22 protein-coding genes and 1 riboswitch are annotated in these 15,840 nt (G+C 28.6%); of the genes, 6 read left to right on the plus strand and 16 right to left on the minus strand.

Going from position 1 to position 15,840, the window contains the following annotated elements; all coding sequences use genetic code 11:
- Positions 1–22: 22 nt before the first annotated feature.
- Positions 23–1,003, minus strand: a complete 981-nt coding sequence (locus B9N70_RS02820; protein WP_085115119.1) for a site-specific integrase — start codon at positions 1,001–1,003, stop codon at positions 23–25.
- An 84-nt stretch (positions 1,004–1,087) separates the two neighbouring features.
- Between B9N70_RS02820 and B9N70_RS02825 the strand changes: the two genes are divergently transcribed.
- Genes B9N70_RS02825 through B9N70_RS02835 form a run of 3 tightly spaced genes read left to right on the plus strand, consistent with a single transcriptional unit; the run spans position 1,088 to position 2,052 of the window.
- Entirely contained in the window at positions 1,088–1,315 is a 228-nt protein-coding gene (locus tag B9N70_RS02825; protein WP_085114290.1) for a DUF6356 family protein, read from the plus strand.
- A gap of 40 nt (positions 1,316–1,355) precedes the next feature.
- Positions 1,356–1,793 (plus strand): GNAT family N-acetyltransferase, encoded by a 438-nt coding sequence (locus B9N70_RS02830; protein WP_085114291.1) that lies wholly within the window; start codon positions 1,356–1,358, stop codon positions 1,791–1,793.
- The gene (locus B9N70_RS02835) at positions 1,774–2,052 is read left to right on the plus strand and encodes a methylated-DNA--[protein]-cysteine S-methyltransferase (RefSeq protein WP_172819947.1); all 279 of its coding nucleotides are present in this window, start codon (positions 1,774–1,776) and stop codon (positions 2,050–2,052) included. Before B9N70_RS02830 ends, B9N70_RS02835 begins: the two co-directional genes overlap by 20 nt.
- A 516-nt stretch (positions 2,053–2,568) precedes the next feature.
- Here B9N70_RS02835 and B9N70_RS02840 read toward each other — a convergent pair.
- The 7 genes from B9N70_RS02840 to rplM are packed head-to-tail and all read right to left on the minus strand — an operon-like array spanning position 2,569 to position 7,808.
- Entirely contained in the window at positions 2,569–3,423 is an 855-nt protein-coding gene (locus B9N70_RS02840; protein WP_085114293.1) for a DMT family transporter, read from the minus strand.
- 16 nt (positions 3,424–3,439) lie between these two features.
- Positions 3,440–4,339, minus strand: coding sequence for an AEC family transporter (locus tag B9N70_RS02845; RefSeq protein WP_085114294.1), 900 nt, complete (start codon positions 4,337–4,339; stop codon positions 3,440–3,442).
- Positions 4,339–5,631: a homoserine dehydrogenase gene (locus B9N70_RS02850; protein WP_085114295.1), complete on the minus strand. Its 1,293-nt coding sequence runs from the start codon at positions 5,629–5,631 to the stop codon at positions 4,339–4,341. The genes B9N70_RS02845 and B9N70_RS02850 overlap by 1 nt, the downstream gene beginning before the upstream one ends.
- Positions 5,628–5,858, minus strand: coding sequence for a hypothetical protein (locus B9N70_RS02855; protein WP_085114296.1), 231 nt, complete (start codon positions 5,856–5,858; stop codon positions 5,628–5,630). Before B9N70_RS02855 ends, B9N70_RS02850 begins: the two co-directional genes overlap by 4 nt.
- On the minus strand, positions 5,855–6,877 hold the full coding sequence (gene argC, locus B9N70_RS02860) for an N-acetyl-gamma-glutamyl-phosphate reductase (RefSeq protein ID WP_085114297.1): 1,023 nt from the start codon (positions 6,875–6,877) through the stop codon (positions 5,855–5,857). Before argC ends, B9N70_RS02855 begins: the two co-directional genes overlap by 4 nt.
- A gap of 33 nt (positions 6,878–6,910) precedes the next feature.
- Complete coding sequence (rpsI, locus tag B9N70_RS02865) at positions 6,911–7,348, minus strand: 30S ribosomal protein S9 (RefSeq protein ID WP_085114298.1); 438 nt, start codon at positions 7,346–7,348, stop codon at positions 6,911–6,913.
- 1 nt (position 7,349) lies between these two features.
- Positions 7,350–7,808 (minus strand): 50S ribosomal protein L13, encoded by a 459-nt coding sequence (rplM, locus tag B9N70_RS02870; protein ID WP_085114299.1) that lies wholly within the window; start codon positions 7,806–7,808, stop codon positions 7,350–7,352.
- A gap of 139 nt (positions 7,809–7,947) precedes the next feature.
- Positions 7,948–8,014, plus strand: a riboswitch (SAM riboswitch).
- Positions 8,015–8,016: 2 nt separating this feature from the next.
- Here rplM and B9N70_RS02875 point away from each other — a divergent pair.
- A complete protein-coding gene (locus tag B9N70_RS02875; RefSeq protein WP_085114300.1) occupies positions 8,017–9,345 on the plus strand; it encodes an O-acetylhomoserine aminocarboxypropyltransferase/cysteine synthase family protein in 1,329 nt (442 codons plus the stop codon).
- Here the strand turns inward: B9N70_RS02875 and B9N70_RS02880 are convergent.
- Positions 9,342–10,349: a COX15/CtaA family protein gene (locus B9N70_RS02880; protein WP_085114301.1), complete on the minus strand. Its 1,008-nt coding sequence runs from the start codon at positions 10,347–10,349 to the stop codon at positions 9,342–9,344. The two genes, B9N70_RS02875 and B9N70_RS02880, sit on opposite strands and share 4 nt — an antisense overlap.
- Positions 10,350–10,391: 42 nt before the next feature.
- On the opposite strand from B9N70_RS02880, the gene B9N70_RS02885 reads away from it, so the two are divergent.
- The gene (locus B9N70_RS02885) at positions 10,392–10,682 is read left to right on the plus strand and encodes a chorismate mutase (RefSeq protein ID WP_085114302.1); all 291 of its coding nucleotides are present in this window, start codon (positions 10,392–10,394) and stop codon (positions 10,680–10,682) included.
- On the opposite strand, the gene B9N70_RS02890 is transcribed toward B9N70_RS02885, so the two are convergent.
- The 6 genes from B9N70_RS02890 to B9N70_RS02915 are packed head-to-tail and all read right to left on the minus strand — an operon-like array spanning position 10,683 to position 13,210.
- Positions 10,683–10,874 (minus strand): 50S ribosomal protein L33, encoded by a 192-nt coding sequence (locus tag B9N70_RS02890; protein ID WP_085114303.1) that lies wholly within the window; start codon positions 10,872–10,874, stop codon positions 10,683–10,685.
- Between the two features lies 1 nt (position 10,875).
- On the minus strand, positions 10,876–11,250 hold the full coding sequence (locus tag B9N70_RS02895; protein ID WP_085114304.1) for a MerR family transcriptional regulator: 375 nt from the start codon (positions 11,248–11,250) through the stop codon (positions 10,876–10,878).
- On the minus strand, positions 11,243–11,539 hold the full coding sequence (locus B9N70_RS02900) for an integration host factor subunit alpha (RefSeq protein WP_085114305.1): 297 nt from the start codon (positions 11,537–11,539) through the stop codon (positions 11,243–11,245). Before B9N70_RS02900 ends, B9N70_RS02895 begins: the two co-directional genes overlap by 8 nt.
- 4 nt (positions 11,540–11,543) lie before the next feature.
- Positions 11,544–12,545, minus strand: coding sequence for a phosphate acyltransferase PlsX (gene plsX / locus B9N70_RS02905; RefSeq protein ID WP_085114306.1), 1,002 nt, complete (start codon positions 12,543–12,545; stop codon positions 11,544–11,546).
- A 15-nt stretch (positions 12,546–12,560) separates the two neighbouring features.
- Positions 12,561–12,743 carry a 50S ribosomal protein L32 gene (gene rpmF / locus B9N70_RS02910; protein WP_085114307.1) on the minus strand — a complete coding sequence of 61 codons (183 nt, stop codon included), beginning with the start codon at positions 12,741–12,743 and terminating at the stop codon, positions 12,561–12,563.
- Between the two features lie 2 nt (positions 12,744–12,745).
- Positions 12,746–13,210 carry a ubiquinol-cytochrome C chaperone family protein gene (locus tag B9N70_RS02915; RefSeq protein WP_085114308.1) on the minus strand — a complete coding sequence of 155 codons (465 nt, stop codon included), beginning with the start codon at positions 13,208–13,210 and terminating at the stop codon, positions 12,746–12,748.
- Here B9N70_RS02915 and bamE point away from each other — a divergent pair.
- A complete protein-coding gene (gene bamE, locus B9N70_RS02920) occupies positions 13,209–13,697 on the plus strand; it encodes an outer membrane protein assembly factor BamE domain-containing protein (protein WP_085114309.1) in 489 nt (162 codons plus the stop codon). The two genes, B9N70_RS02915 and bamE, sit on opposite strands and share 2 nt — an antisense overlap.
- Here bamE and B9N70_RS02925 read toward each other — a convergent pair.
- Positions 13,684–15,789 carry a sodium-translocating pyrophosphatase gene (locus B9N70_RS02925; RefSeq protein WP_085114310.1) on the minus strand — a complete coding sequence of 702 codons (2,106 nt, stop codon included), beginning with the start codon at positions 15,787–15,789 and terminating at the stop codon, positions 13,684–13,686. The genes bamE and B9N70_RS02925 overlap by 14 nt on opposite strands.
- Between the last annotated feature and the right edge of the window lie 51 nt (positions 15,790–15,840).

Genomic DNA, 15,840 nt, shown 5'->3' on the forward strand with positions numbered 1-15,840 from the left:
TTGTTCATAAAGATTTTAAAGATTAAAATTTAATTTTATTTAAAGCATTATTTTTAAAAAGATTTGCTTCTTTTATATATCTCCTGACCATTTCTGCAGATTTATGTCCAGTCATAGCCATTATACTTCGTTCTTCAGCACCTGATTCTGCAGCTGATGTTGCAAAACCTGATCTCAAGCTATGTCCTGAGTAATTTCTATTTTCTATACCTGCTAATTTTAAATATTCTTTTATAAGCAAAGCAACAGATTGGTCAGTTAATCTATTTTCTGATAACTTTGATCCTTTAAGAAATCTTCTAAATAAAGCTCCAGAATTAATTTTTGATATATCTATCCAATTCTTTACTGATATAACTGGACAGTATTTTGGGTTATCGAAGTAGGGAAGCCCTTTTAATAAACCTTCCCCTAATTGATCTGTTTTAGATCTTTTAAGATTGATTTTAAGTCCCTCTGGCACGAAATCTAGGTCTTCATAATTTAGAGAAACAATTTCATTTCTTCTAAAACCTCCTGAAAATCCTATTAATATTATAGACTTATCTCTCTGTTTCTTAATTTCATTATTTATTTGATCATCTATTACATTAATAATTTGTTTTATATAATTGATTAATAATGGTTTTTTTCCATTCTGAATACTTCCTTTTCTTCTTTTAATTCCCATTAAATTTTCTACAATTAAAGGGTGTTTAGTGTCTAAATAATGACCCTTTAACTTATGAATTACACCAATTGAAGCAACTCTTCTCTTTAATGTACTAATTTTACTATCTTTATTTGATAAATATGTAAGATATAAAGAGACTATTTTAGGGTCTGTTGGAAGTGGATTAAATCCATTCTTAGAACAAAAAAGATTAAAGTCGTTAAAATCTGATTTATATGCCCTAACTGTATTATTTGATTTTGAGTTTTGTAGATTAAATATAGTCTCTTGCTGAAGTTTTTTAATATCAAAACTTAATTCAGATCTAGGCTTTGGTTTAATTTGAAACATTGAAAAAGGTTTTTTTAAGCTCATTTTATTTTATTACTATTGATAACCATTAATTATCGTTAGTAATATATTAGTAGATTTTTAATGTCAATACAAATAATCAATCAACAAATGATTAAAAAATCCAAAGATCATCTAAATTCAGTAAATGAAAATTACTTTCAACATATGCTAGTTGCATTAAAAGTTAGTTTTAAAATGTTCTATGGAAGTTTATTGGCACTAATCCATGGTCTAATTCCAGGTGTATTTCAAACTAGCGCAAGTAACAAAATTAAGGAACTTTATGAATTTATTAATAAACCAAGATAAAATAATAATAACATTAGTTTATTTATATATATTAAAGTAAATGATTAGAAGTATAGAGAAAAAAGATAAAGAAAATTGGATAAAATTGTATTGTGGATACGCAAAATTTTACAAAGTCCCAATGAATCAATCCATTTTAGATACTTTATGGGATTGGATACATGATAAAAACCATGTTATTAAGGGTATTTGCTATGAATTGGAAGGTAAAATAGTAGGAATAGCTCATTTCAGAACAATGCCAAGACCAATTAAAGGTAAATATATTGGGTTTTTAGATGATTTGTTTGTAGAACCTGATTTTAGAGGCCAAAAAATAGCTCAAAAGCTAATTAATTATTTAAAATCCCTATCTAAAGATAATAATTGGGAAGGAATTCGCTGGATCACCCACTCTACTAATGAAAATGCAAAAAGATTATACGATAAAATAGCTAACAATACAGGATTTGAACTTTATGAACTTAAAAGGAACTAAATTTCAACTAAAAGTCTGGAATTATTTAATGAAAATCCCAAAAGGTAAGGTTAAAACATACCAAGAGGTTGCTAAAGCCATAGGAAAACCGAAAGCTTTTAGAGCAGTTGCTAATGCTGTAGGTAAAAACCCTTATCCTCCAAAAATACCATGTCATAGAGTAATCAGATCTGATGGCAGTCTCGGCGGATACTCTGGAAAAGGCGGAATCCAGCAAAAAAAACGTTTATTAAGATCTGAAAATGTCTTTATTAAATAGAGCTTTTTAAGTGCTCAATGCTTAAATTAATAGCTTAAATAAAGACTTTTAAGCGATTTTAGGCAATTTTAAGATAAATAGTATTATACACCCTTCAGTTGTGCTAAATATATAGACTTGCTCAAAATTAGGTACTCTATGGCCGTTTAAACAACATATTCTAATACTGCATTGCTTTAGTTTTCAACAATAGCAATACTTTTAGAAGATCATTAAAATTGGTTTTTTAATGATATTTTAAACAATAATTTGTACTCTAAAATTTGCTTATTTGGTAAATTTATCTATAGAAAATTAAAAAGTGTTGATTTTAAATGTTTTTTAAAAATGTCTGTATACTATGGATACCAACTACCTAATTTCCTTGTTTTTCTATTTCAATTTTTGCTCAATTTAAAATTCACTCTTATTAATTTATTTAAATTCAAAATATATTTTAATAAATTATTCAATAATAACAATTATTTATATATATAATTTTAAGTAAAATTTTAATATAAAGTAAATAAATTTTTACTAATGTGTTGACTTGCCGTGATGATATTCCCTCTTTGCTATATAGAGGCCGCTTAAAACTATTATAAAAAGACCTAAATAAGTCCAATTATCAGGAAGCTCATTAAAATAATAATAGCTGATAAGGATATTAGTTATTATTTCGGTATAACCTAATGGAGCTAATTTAGAAGCGTCTGAATATTTTAATGAAATAATAAGAAAAAGATGCGCTACAGAGGCTATAAGACCTATTAATGCCATTATAATCCATTCATTTAATGAAGGTTTGACCCATACAGAGGGTAAAAATAATGAAATTATCGAAAGCCCTACTACACTGGTAAATAATAGAGTTAATAAAGGATTATCTGAAGTGCTAAGTTTTCTGGTTATTATAAAATAAAAGCCATAACAAATACCACAGGATATTGCAGCCAAAGTTGCTAGATTAACTTCAATAAACCCTGGTCTAATTACAATTAAAGCTCCTAAAAAACCCACTAATACAGCTGACCATCTTCTAATTCCAACTTTTTCATTGAGAAATATTGGGGAAAATGCTGTGCAAGTAATTGGAGCTACAAATGCTAAGGTTAAAGCTTTTGGAAGAGAGATGACTGAAATTGCATAAAAAAAGCATAAAGTTGAAAAAGCTAAAACAAAACCCCTAATTATTTGTAATTTAGGGTTTTTGCTCCACACAAGAGTTTTTTTATAAAAAAAAAGCATAAGACTTAATGTAAAAAGTACAGAAAAAAAATATCTCGCCCAAGCTATTTGAAATACACTCATTGAATTACTTAAAAATTTAGCAAAAGCATCCATTACTGGTACGATCATCCAAGCAGATGCATTCAGAATTATAGCCTTCATCAAACTAAGATATAGATTAATTAAAGTACTTTAAAGCGAAGAATACAACTATTGGAATAGTGAAAAAAGACATTATAGTTGATACCACAATCATACTAGCAATATTATCAACAACTTTTTTCTTAGAATACATTGAACCAACAAGATAAGTCAAAACAGCACTTGGCATTGCGCATTGTATTAATAATGAACCAGCTGCATAACCATTTAAATTAAAAAATTTTATTATAAAAAATCCAATAATTGGTCCTAAAATTACTCTAGAGAAAGAGGAAATAATTGCATTTTTAAAATCAAAAATTTTTAATCTCGTAAGTGCTATACCCAAGGACATTAAAACTAAAAAAATTGTAGCATAAGACAAAAGCATAGTAAGATTTATAAGAAAAATAGGTGGATTTATTTCAAAAAATAGAAAAGAAATTGAAAAGAGTATTGCATAAAATGCAGGTGTTTTAAAAATTAGATTAATATCAAATTTTTTTTTGGCTAGAAAAATACCTACTGTAAAATGTAGTAGCATGATGATTGCTGCAATAGCAGAAGCAACGCCAAAACCTTTTGTTCCGTAAGCGAATAAACATATTGGAAGCCCCATATTTCCGGTATTTGGAAGTATAAATGGGGGCAGCTCCTCAATAACATCTTTTTTTAAAAAAAAGAGAAATAACAAACCCACTATTGAAAATGCCAGGACAGCAATAAAAAAATAACCAAAATAAAGTGAAAATATTTTAAATGTTACGCCAGTAGATGTTATTGAAAAAAAAATAAGACCAGGAGATCCTATATTGGCAGAAAAATTTGTAATAAAATCAGTATCTATTTTTGGATTTTTTTTTCCTAGATAATAACCAATGCCAACTACAAAAAAAACTGGAAATACAGCTTCAAATAATCTTAATAAAAGCTCCATCAATTGAAAATTCTTATTAATGTAGGAAATTGTAAAACGGCCTTATCTTTATAAATAATTTTCAAGCATTGTTGGATATTTTTTTCTGTTGTTTTGTGAGTAGTCATAACAATTGTTGCTCTATTAGATTTATGGTTGGGTGTTTGAATAAGTCTTTTAATAGATATCTTATATGCTGCTAATTTATCTGCAATTTTGGACATTACACCAGGTACGTCTTTAACCTCAAATCTTAAATATAAAGAATTCGTATAATTTCCTGAATTGAAGTGTTTTAATTTTTTTTGTTTGGTAGATGAAATACCAAAAGGATTTTTTATATTACCTCTTAAGATTGACAATAAATCAGATAATAAAGAGGAAGAAGTTGGGCCAGGTCCTGCCCCTTCACCTTGTAAAATACTCTCACCTACTGGCAAACTATTTAAAATAACTGCATTCATTACTCCATTAACATTGCCGATATAAGATTTTCCATCAACTAAACATGGATGAACTCGTTCAAATAACTCACCTTTTATAATTTCAGTAATACCAAGAAGCTTTATTTTCATGCCTAACTGATTAGAAATTTGAATATCTTTCAAATCAATATTTTCAATTCCTTCCATTAAGCATTTATTATTTGCTATTTTAGAATTAAAACAAAGAGATGATAATATCCTAACCTTAGCAAAAGCATCGTAACCGTTTAAATCTAATTTAGGATTTCCAGCTTCTGCATAACCTAATTGTTGAGCCTTCTTTAAAACCTCAGTGAAACTTTTGTTAGAAGTTTCCATTTCAGATAAAATATAGTTAGTTGTCCCGTTTAAAATTCCATAAATTTTTGAAATTTTATTTGTGGCTAAGCCCTCTTTTATCGTTCTTAAAATAGGTATTCCACCTGCAACTGAAGCTTCAAATTCAAGATTAACTTGATTTTTTTCTGCCAATCTCGCAAGATCATTTCCATGTTTTGCGATCAAAGCTTTGTTGGGAGTTATTACATGAATCTTATTTTTTAAACCTAATTCAACTATACGCTTAGAAATTCCATCAGACTGACCAACAACTTCAAATAATATATCTGGTTTTAGTTCTTTAATGATTTTAATTGGATCAGAATAAAAAATTTTTTTATCAATTTTAAATTTTCTTTTTTTATTTTTTGATTTTGCAGATATTCCAACTATCTTAATTTTTTTTCCTGTTTTTAATTCAATGTCTTTTTGTTTGTTCTTTAGTTCGTTATATAAATAATTTCCAACTTGACCTAAACCTACAATTGCTATTTTAATTGAATTTTTCATTTATTAATATCTGGGTAATCACTATTCTTTGTATATTCTTCTAAATATATTTCGTACTCTTCTATTGTCATAGAGGTGATATCATTAGCTTTAAGTTTTATTTTTTCAATTATTTCTTGATTTCTAATATCTTCTATAGAATTTTCAGTCCAATACTTGGAATCAGAATTTAGTGAACAGTTTGATAATAAAATAAAAAGAATTAAGAAAAAATATTTTTTTATCATACTAAACCTCTGGAAATTGGAAAGTTATACTTAATATTCAAATTTTGTACTGCCTGCCCTGCTCCACCTTTAATTAAATTATCTAATACAGATATTATTATAGCTTTATTTTTTTCTTTAGTTTTGCAAACTGATATAAAACAATTATTAGATCCTATTACATCATTTGTACTTAACATTGTATTTTGATCTTTAACTTTAACAAAAGGATGATCTTTATAAAATCTTTTTAATTCATAATTTAATTTACTAATTGAAGAAGATTTATTTAAATCTACATAAATTGTACTTAAAATTCCTCTTAACATAGGTGTTAGATGTGGTGTAAATGTAAACTCTAGATCTTTACCGGTATATTTTTTTAGTATTTGTTCTATTTCAGAATTATGTCTATGTGAAGAAATTCCATAGACACTCAAAGACTCATATAAGTTTTTGTTTCTATATTTTTTATGTACAGATCTACCTGCTCCAGAAAAACCCGATTTTGAGTCAATGATTATATTATTTGATTTAATTAGGTTTTTTTTAATTAATGGCAATAATGGTAATATTATAGATGTTGGATAACATCCTGGACATGCAATTATACTAAAGTCTTTTACTTTGTTCCCTGTTATTTCGGGTAATGCATAAATTGATTTTTTAATATTATGGATTGCTTTATGTTTTAATTTATACCATTTTAGATATTCAGAACCTTTTTCTAACCTAAAATCTGCTGCAAGGTCTATTAATACAGTTTTTTTATTTAAGACCTTAGAAATTATTTGAGCTTCACCATTAGGAAGTGCCGTAAAAACAATATCAATTTGATCAATTAATTTTTTATTAAATTTTACAATCTTTGGTAGTTTAAATTTTTTTAGTGATTTTTCGTAAACAGTAATAGATTTTCCAACAGAGCTGTTACCACATATATATTTAATATTAACATTAGGATGTTTAACAAGCAGCTTAATTAGTTGAATACCAATATATCCCGTTGAACCAGCAATTAATACATTAAGCTTAGGCATGAAGTACTATAACAGTTTAGATATAAAAAAGAATTATCTTTTAGAGAATTGGAAGCTTCTTCTAGCTTTTCTTCTACCAGGTTTTTTTCTCTCAACTGCTCTTGGATCTCTGGTAGTTAAATTTTCTGTTTTTAAGGTAATTTTATGATTTGCATCAAACATAACTAAAGCTTTTGAAATTCCATGTACCATTGCACCCGCTTGGCCTGTATGACCTCCACCTGTCACACTGCATCTTACATCATAATCGGTAGCTTGGTTAATAATTTCAAATGGTCTAGTTATTTGCATTTTGTGGTTTTCACTTACAAAATATTGATCAAATAATTTTCCATTAACATAAATTTTACCAGTACCCTTTTTTAACCAAACTTTTGCGATTGAAGTTTTTCTTCTTCCAGTAGCATATTTGCTATCTTTGAAGTCTAAATTTATTTTTGTTTTTTTTGAAGTTGATTGTGTCGTTTCCATTTTAATTTCTAACTAAGTTTTTACTATTTAATTTAGCAATATCTATAATTTTTGGATTTTGTACAGAATGAGGATGTTCATTACCTGAATATATTTTCAATTTTGTTAATTGTTTTTTTCCAAGTACTCCGCCTGGTAACATTCTTTTAACAGCTAACTTTAAAGCTTCACCAGGTTTTTTATTGGCTAATTTCTCAGGTGTGGTTTCTTTTATTCCACCAGGATGTCCAGTATGTCTATAATATTTCTTATTTTGAAATTTTTTTCCAGTAAATTTTATTTGTTCAATATTTTTTACTACCACAAAATCACCATCATCCATATGTGGTGTAAAGGTGGTTTTATTTTTCCCTCTTATAATTTTAGATACTACTGTTGCTAATCTTCCAACTACAGCATTTTTAGCATCAATTTCATACCAGTTTGAGGTTAACTGATCTTTTTTTAAGAATTTTGTCATTGTGCCAGGATTAATACTATTATTAAATTCAAAGTCAATTTGATAATTCTATTGCAATTAATTGCTTTTGTGATATCTCTTAAATGCCGATTTGATCCTATTGCGGGCTTTAAACTGCTAAAATGGAATTTTTCATTACATAATCGGTAGGTATTTGAACTGTATTGTGCACCTAACACAATGTTAAAGCACTAAAAAAGGAGAAAAAATGAGTACTAAAAGAAATAACCCTGAAACAATAGCAATTCATGGAGGCGATTACAGAAGTGATCCTTCAAGCAATGCTGTAGCTGTCCCAATTTACAGAACTACATCATATCAATTTAATAGTACTGAACATGCAGCAAATTTGTTCGCACTTAAAGAATTTGGTAACATTTATACGAGGATAATGAATCCCACTAACGATGTTCTTGAAAAAAGAATTGCAGCTTTAGATGGTGGTTTAGCATGCTTAACAGTTTCATCAGGTCAAACTGCTTCTACTTTTGCAATTTTAAATGTAGCTCAAGCAGGAGATAATATTGTTAGTTCAACCGATCTCTATGGAGGTACTGTATCATTGTTTACACATACATTAAGTAAACTTGGTATAGAGGTTAGATATGCTGACCCCTCTGATCCAAAAAACTTTGAAAAAGTTATTGACGAAAAAACAAGAGCTTTTTATGGTGAAACTTTACCAAACCCTTATTTAAGAGTTTTTCCAATCAAAGAAGTTGCTGATATAGGTAAAAAATACAACATACCTTTAATTGTTGATAACACGGCAGCCCCGGTTATTTGTAAGCCTCTTGAACATGGTGCAGCAGTTGTTGTCTATTCACTGACCAAATATATAGCTGGTCATGGAACAGTTATTGGTGGAGCTTTGGTTGATGGTGGTAATTTTGATTGGACAATAGATCCTAAAAGACAGCCATTGTATAATGAGCCTGATGCTAGTTATGGAGGTGTAGTTTGGGGTAAAGCTGTACCTGAGTTAACTGGTGCAAATGTTTCTTTTGCTGTTAGAGCAAGAGTAACTTTATTAAGAGATCTAGGATCTGCACTATCCCCTGATAATGCTTTTGGTGTGATTCAAGGTCTGGAAACAGTTGCATTGAGAATGAAACAACATTGTGAGAATGCAGCAAGAGTTGTTGAGTATCTTAAAAAGCATAAAGCAGTTTCTAAAGTAATTTATGCAACTGAACATGATGAAGAAATCTCTAACAGAGCTAAAAAGTACCTTCAAAATGGAAATGGTGCCCTAGTAGGTATTGAGTTAGCTGGAGGTATAGAGGCTGGTAAAAAATTTATTGAGTCTCTTAAAATGTTTTATCATGTAGCAAATATTGGTGATGCAAGAAGCCTTGCAATACACCCTGCTACCACCACTCATAGTCAATTAACAGATAATGAGCTTGCTGCTGCTGGAGTTACACCTGGATATGTTAGATTATCAATAGGTATAGAGCATATTGATGATATTATTGAAGATTTAGATCAAGCTTTAGATAAATCATTAAAAGGTAATTTAAAAGCTGTTAGCTAATTATTTTTATAAACAAGTGTTATAACGCTTGTTAAAACTAATATTGAACCTAGCTGGTGTAAGGATGCAAAGGAAATTTTTACACCAGATAGTAAAGTTATAATTCCCAAAGCTATCTGAAATAAAATTGCTAAGTTTAAAATAATGAAAATTTTATAATCCATTCCTTTTTTTAAAAACAAATAATTAAAATAAATCAAAAATAAGAAAATTACATAAGCAATTTTTCGATGATAAAATTGTATTACAGAAGGATTATTTGTTGAATCTAGTGAAAATAAATCTTTAAAACTAACATCACTAGGCACTACAAAACCATTCATGTCTGGCCATGTATTGTATAAAAGACCTCCATCTAGGCCTGCAAGAAATGCTCCAAAAATAATTTGAATCACTATGAGAATTAAAAATATATTAAGAACTCTATTAGGTATTTTAAATAAAAATTTTTTAATATTAAGATTGCTAATTAAAAACCAATAAACTAAAGAAATGATCAATAAGGCTACTGACAAATGTAATGCTAGACGATAATGACTAACGTCGGTATTGTTAACAAGTCCACTTTTAACCATAAACCATCCCAAAAAACCTTGAAAACAAATTAAAATGAAAATTAAAAAATATTTATAAATATTTTTTCTCTCATTCTTATATTTAAGAAATAAGTAGATAAGTGGTACAATTGAAAAAAGTCCAATTAGTCTAGCTAAAATTCTATGTCCATATTCCCAGTAATAAATTACTTTAAATTCAGATAAAGTCATATTGTAATTAATTTCGGTATATTCAGGTATTTTTTTGTATTCGTCGAAATAGAATATCCATTTGTCATCAGATAAAGGAGGCAGGACACCTTTAAATAACTCCCACTCAGTTATTGATAAACCTGAATCAGTTAATCGAGTAAGCCCACCAACAGCTACAATTAAGAAAATTAGAATAAACATTGTATATAGCCAAATTTCTATAAATCTTTTAAATGGATCCGTGTTTACAATCATAATTAATACATATAATAATAATTTTCATAACCAATTGATTAAATGTCGCCAAAAAACAAAAAAAAATTAGATATAATTAGAAAGAAGTTGGATCAAATAGATAATCAACTACTTGCAATTATAAAAAAAAGAACTTTACTTGTTAATGAGGTTGTTAAACTTAAAGAAAATAAGAGTGAGATCGTTGATCAAAAAAGAATTACCTCTATACTTAAAAATATAAAAATTAAGTCAATAAAAAAAAATATAGATCCAAAAATCACCAATAGAATATGGAAAAATATGATTTGGTCTTATATTGATTACGAACGAAAAAACTTTAAAAAAAAGTAATTACTTACTGTGAGGTGGAAGTTTTTTTTCTACAAAAACTTCATGTTTTCTAGTTACCGGATTATACTTTTTTGCCTTTAATTTAACTTTAGCTTTTTCACCACCAGCTGGTTTTTTTACATAATAAAAAAATGCACTATCAGGTTTTTCTTCTGGAACCAGTCTTACTTTAACGTGGGTTTTTTTAGCCATACTATTTTAAATTCTTAAGTTGTTTTATTATGTTCGATATTTTGTTAATTTTGTTCTTTAAATTATCTGCTCTTATAGTTTTATTTGAAATTTCGTCAAGATCCTTAGAATTACTTGAATTAAGTAGTTTTTTAACACCATTAATGGTCATACCTTGATCCTTCAGTAAGAATTTTATCTTTTTGAGTAAATCAATACTGGATTGATCATAATACCTTCTATTATTATTTAAAATTTTAGGTTTAATTTGTTTAAATTCTTTTTCCCAAAATCTGATTGTGTAAGTGGGAGTTTTTTGCCCTGTTCTACTTTTTAAATCTAATATCTTAACGACTTCACCAATAGTTTTATAGGCATTAGTAGATTTTTCAGTCATTTTTAAGATTAACAAAATCTTTAAATTCTTTTGATGGTTTAAATAAAACAACATTTCTCTCTGAAATCATAGCTTCTTTTTTTGTTTTTGGGTTTCGACCAATTCTTGATTTTTTTTGTCTTATGGAAAATGTACCAAATTTAGAGAGTTTTAATGACTTTTCTTTAGATAAATTTTGAATAATTGTTTGAAAAAAATCGTCTATTAAATTTTCAGAAATTTGTTTGGAAAAACCAATTTGCATATAAATTAAATTAACTAAATCTTTTTTAGTTAAATTAATTCTCATATTTTTAAATATTTCTTTTAATTTTTTCTATTAAATTTCCACTAACAATTCTACAACACACGTCAAGGGAATTTGCAAAACCTATATAGTCAGTTCCACCATGACTTTTAACCACAGGTGAGTCTAAACCAATAAATATTGCACCATTATATAGTCTTGGATCCAATCTTTTTTTAAATTTTCTTAAATTTGAAATATTTAACAAAGATGAAATTTTGCCAATTAAAGAACCACTCAAAGCTTTTTTAAGTTCATCAGTTATAAAGTTCGCTGTACCTTCTGCAGTTTTAAGAGCAACATTTCCTGTAAATCCATCTGAAACAATGACATTTACTTCTCCATTCATTAATTCATTACCCTCAATATAACCACAAAATTTGTAATCATTAGATTTTTTTTCATTCATTAATTGATACGTTTCTTTAATTGTTTCATTCCCTTTTAGTTCTTCAGAGCCTATATTTAACAACGCTACATTTGGTGTTTCTTGTGGGTAAAGAGATTTGTATAAAGAGGCGCCCATTACAGAAAAATCAAACAAATTTTTCGAACTACATTCAATATTAGCACCCAAATCTAAAACAACACTCATGCCTGTTTTATTTGGCCATAATGCAGATAAAGCGGGTTTGTCTATATTATTAATCATCTTAAGATTTAATTTTGATATGACTAGCAAAGCACCTGTATTACCGGCTGAAATAACTATATCACAATCTTTTTTCTTCACACTTTCAATTGCAAGCCACATACTTGTATCTTTGCCTCGTTTGGCTGCTTCTAAAGGACTATCCTCACTTGAAACTTTATTTAAAGTATTAACAATTTCAAAATTGTTTTTGCTAATTTTGTTATTTAATAATTTTGAAATTTTATCTTCATCACCAAATATTTTATAAAAAGTAGATTGATTAGATGCATGGTGATGAACAATTCCATCAATAATTTTATTTGGTGAATTATCACCACCCATTGCATCAACTGCAATTTTTATAACTGACGACATCTTATCTAAATAAATCTAATCTTTTGGGTCTAAAACTTGTCGACCTTTATACATTCCAGTTTTAAGGTCTAAATGGTGAGACAATCTATATTCACCAGATTTTTTATCTTCAACAATATTTTTTGAAGAGAACTTCATATTTTGAGCTCTTCTCATACCGGTTCTTGATGGTGTTTGTTTACGTTTAGGAACTGCCATAATTAAGGTTTAATTACACTTTTTAAGAAAAAATTCAAAGTGTTTTTTGATAGATTGTCATTAAAATTGTCAAAATAATCAACAATAAGCTTTAAATCACTATAATCTGAAAGATATTTTTTTAGTAAGTCAATTTTTTTGTTGTTATTTAAAGCATTCCAAAAATGAATATCTGAAAGCATGCCATGAAATAAATTAATATAATCTTTCATTTTTTTGTTAATTGATTGATCTCCATAACCAATTTCTCTAATACTTAGTTCAAGTTGTCTGAAATTAAAGTCATATATTTCTTGAAGCTTTTTTTGATTCTCATCACTTTTAAAGTTTTTCAAGAAAAAAGCGAAATGTAATAGAAAAAAATAAAGTCTATCTGAAAAAATATCATTTCTGTTTAAAGTTTCATATAGTTTTTTATTTCTAGTCAAACTAATTAAATTATTATAAATGTTTACATATTCACTCATGTATAGATATTTTCTAATTATAATTACATTAACTATCTTATCAAATTGTTCATTAAAGAAAGCAATAAATCATCATGGTGTACACTTTTTAGAAAAAAAACAAGAAAATCTAATAGTTAATACATCAAATAAAAATGATGTGGCTACAGTATTAGGTAGTCCTTTAACAAAAAGCAAATTTGATAATGATTTATGGATTTATATTGAAAGAAAAGAATCTAACTCAGGTTTATTAAAATTAGGAAAATCACAATTAATAAAAAATGATGTTTTAATAGTTGAAATTGACAATTATGGAATTTTAATAAATAAAATTTTTTACAACATGGATGACATGAATGACATCAAATTAGTAGAAGCTACAACAAATACGGAGTTCAAAAAAAACTCATTTATATATAATTTTCTATCTAGCATGAGACAAAAAATTAATGATCCTCTTGGTACGAGGGCCAAAAAAAGAAGAGAAATTATTAAGCAGCGATAACAGCTAACAATAACAAAGCTACAATATTTGTAATCTTGATCATAGGGTTAACAGCTGGACCTGCGGTATCTTTGTAAGGATCGCCAACTGTATCTCCAGTAACAGCTGCTTTATGCGCCTCTGAACCTTTTCCACCATGATTGCCATCTTCAATATATTTTTTTGCATTATCCCAAGCTCCACCTCCAGCTGTCATTGAAACAGCAACAAAAAGACCGGTAATAATGACACCTAATAACATTGCGCCTACTGCAGCTAATGCAGCTACTTGTCCTCCAATAGATAGAATAATAAAGTATAAAATTACTGGTGATAAAACAGGCAATAAAGATGGAATAATCATTTCTTTAATTGCAGCAATAGTTAATAAATCAACAAGTTTAGCATAATCAGGTTTTTGTTTTTTCTTCATTATACCTGGATATTTTTTAAACTGTCTTCTAACTTCAACAACTACAGCTCCGCCTGCTCTTCCTACAGCTTGCATTCCCATTGAGCCAAATAAATATGGAAGCATTCCTCCAATAAGTAAACCTACAACTACATACGGATTTGACAAATCAAAAGTTACAACAATACCCTCTAAAGCTGAACCTGCTTCTTTTGAAAAATGTTTGATATCCTCTGTATATGCAGCAAATAAAACTAATGCTCCTAAACCAGCAGAGCCTATAGCATAACCTTTGGTCACAGCCTTAGTAGTATTTCCAACAGCATCGAGTGCATCAGTAGTTTTTCTTACTTTTTTATCTAAATTTGACATTTCTGCTATTCCACCCGCATTATCAGTAACGGGTCCATAAGCATCTAAAGCTACCACCATTCCTGCTAGTGCAAGCATTGTAGTTACTGCAATCGCAATTCCGTATAAACCAGCTACAGAATTAGTTAGTAAAATTCCACCAACAATAATTAATGCTGGAATAGCAGTTGCTTCCATAGAAATAGCTAAACCTTGAATAACATTTGTTCCATGACCTGTTGTAGAAGATGATGCTACAGATCTCACTGGACGATAATTAGTTCCAGTGTAGTATTCTGTAATCCAAATTAATAATCCAGTTATTACTAAACCAACAACACCACAATAGTATAAATCCATACCATTAAAAGTTTTATTATTTACAGTGTACTCATTGCTAAAACCAATTACATAATCTGTTACTGGATAAAGAATAGCAAGTGAAGCAATAGCTGAAACCACAAAACCTTTATATAAAGCATTCATCACATTATTTGTGCTACCAAGTCGAACAAAAAATGTTCCAACAATAGATGTCAATATACAAGCACCACCAATTGTTAATGGATAAATCATCATGTTAATATCACCAACAAAAAAGATTGAAGATAAAACCATAGTAGCAACAATAGTTACTGCATAAGTTTCAAACAAGTCAGCAGCCATTCCTGCACAATCACCAACGTTATCCCCAACATTATCAGCAATTACAGCTGGGTTTCTTGGGTCATCTTCTGGAATTCCTGCTTCAACTTTTCCAACTAAATCAGCACCAACATCGGCACCTTTAGTAAAAATACCACCACCTAGTCTTGCAAAGATTGAAATCAAAGAAGCACCAAATCCTAATGCAACAAGAGCATTAACAATTTCTCTCTCATCGACATTAAATTTTAATAAAATATAATAGTAAACTGCAATAGCCAATAAAGCTAAACCAGCAACCAACATGCCAGTTACAGCGCCTGATTTAAAAGCAACAGATAAGCCCTGAGCAAGACCTTTTCTAGAAGCTTCTGTGGTTCTAACGTTAGCTTGAACTGAAACCAACATACCAACATAACCTGCAATACCTGATAAAGTTGCACCTATTAAATAACCTAAACCAACTAGTGGACTAAATGCAAAACTGACAATTACCAAAACAACTACACCAACAATTGCAATAGTTTTGTATTGTCTAGCTAAATAAGCTTTGGCACCGATTTGAATTGCAGAAGCAATTTCTTGCATCTTGGCATTTCCAGCGCTCGAATTTAAAATATTTTTTCCAGTTAAAAATCCATAAACGATGGATAAAAAACCAGCTCCTATTGTATATAAAAGTATAGTTTCTACAGATGTGCTCATAATTACCTTAAGTTTGTTGGTTATTAAATTTTAAGCCCGGACAATACAAAA

Origin of the sequence: Candidatus Pelagibacter sp. HIMB1321 (genome assembly GCF_900177485.1) — a bacterium.
Taxonomy (GTDB): Bacteria; Pseudomonadota; Alphaproteobacteria; order Pelagibacterales; family Pelagibacteraceae; genus Pelagibacter.

Excerpts from the sequence above, each read along its gene's own strand:
- B9N70_RS02915 (WP_085114308.1), bottom strand. The coding sequence starts at position 13,210 with ATGAGTGAATATGTAAACATTTATAATAATTTAATTAGTTTGACTAGA.
- B9N70_RS02855 (WP_085114296.1), bottom strand. The coding sequence starts at position 5,858 with ATGATAAAAAAATATTTTTTCTTAATTCTTTTTATTTTATTATCAAAC.
- B9N70_RS02895 (WP_085114304.1), bottom strand. The coding sequence starts at position 11,250 with ATGACTGAAAAATCTACTAATGCCTATAAAACTATTGGTGAAGTCGTT.
- B9N70_RS02900 (WP_085114305.1), bottom strand. The coding sequence starts at position 11,539 with ATGAGAATTAATTTAACTAAAAAAGATTTAGTTAATTTAATTTATATG.
- B9N70_RS02835 (WP_172819947.1), top strand. The coding sequence starts at position 1,774 with ATGAACTTAAAAGGAACTAAATTTCAACTAAAAGTCTGGAATTATTTA.
- B9N70_RS02825 (WP_085114290.1), top strand. The coding sequence starts at position 1,088 with ATGTCAATACAAATAATCAATCAACAAATGATTAAAAAATCCAAAGAT.
- B9N70_RS02875 (WP_085114300.1), top strand. The coding sequence starts at position 8,017 with ATGAGTACTAAAAGAAATAACCCTGAAACAATAGCAATTCATGGAGGC.
- B9N70_RS02820 (WP_085115119.1), bottom strand. The coding sequence starts at position 1,003 with ATGTTTCAAATTAAACCAAAGCCTAGATCTGAATTAAGTTTTGATATT.
- rplM (WP_085114299.1), bottom strand. The coding sequence starts at position 7,808 with ATGACAAAATTCTTAAAAAAAGATCAGTTAACCTCAAACTGGTATGAA.
- B9N70_RS02845 (WP_085114294.1), bottom strand. The coding sequence starts at position 4,339 with ATGGAGCTTTTATTAAGATTATTTGAAGCTGTATTTCCAGTTTTTTTT.
- B9N70_RS02830 (WP_085114291.1), top strand. The coding sequence starts at position 1,356 with ATGATTAGAAGTATAGAGAAAAAAGATAAAGAAAATTGGATAAAATTG.
- B9N70_RS02890 (WP_085114303.1), bottom strand. The coding sequence starts at position 10,874 with ATGGCTAAAAAAACCCACGTTAAAGTAAGACTGGTTCCAGAAGAAAAA.
- B9N70_RS02885 (WP_085114302.1), top strand. The coding sequence starts at position 10,392 with ATGTCGCCAAAAAACAAAAAAAAATTAGATATAATTAGAAAGAAGTTG.
- plsX (WP_085114306.1), bottom strand. The coding sequence starts at position 12,545 with ATGTCGTCAGTTATAAAAATTGCAGTTGATGCAATGGGTGGTGATAAT.
- argC (WP_085114297.1), bottom strand. The coding sequence starts at position 6,877 with ATGCCTAAGCTTAATGTATTAATTGCTGGTTCAACGGGATATATTGGT.
- B9N70_RS02840 (WP_085114293.1), bottom strand. The coding sequence starts at position 3,423 with ATGAAGGCTATAATTCTGAATGCATCTGCTTGGATGATCGTACCAGTA.
- rpmF (WP_085114307.1), bottom strand. The coding sequence starts at position 12,743 with ATGGCAGTTCCTAAACGTAAACAAACACCATCAAGAACCGGTATGAGA.
- rpsI (WP_085114298.1), bottom strand. The coding sequence starts at position 7,348 with ATGGAAACGACACAATCAACTTCAAAAAAAACAAAAATAAATTTAGAC.
- B9N70_RS02880 (WP_085114301.1), bottom strand. The coding sequence starts at position 10,349 with ATGATTGTAAACACGGATCCATTTAAAAGATTTATAGAAATTTGGCTA.
- bamE (WP_085114309.1), top strand. The coding sequence starts at position 13,209 with ATGTATAGATATTTTCTAATTATAATTACATTAACTATCTTATCAAAT.
- B9N70_RS02850 (WP_085114295.1), bottom strand. The coding sequence starts at position 5,631 with ATGAAAAATTCAATTAAAATAGCAATTGTAGGTTTAGGTCAAGTTGGA.
- B9N70_RS02925 (WP_085114310.1), bottom strand. The coding sequence starts at position 15,789 with ATGAGCACATCTGTAGAAACTATACTTTTATATACAATAGGAGCTGGT.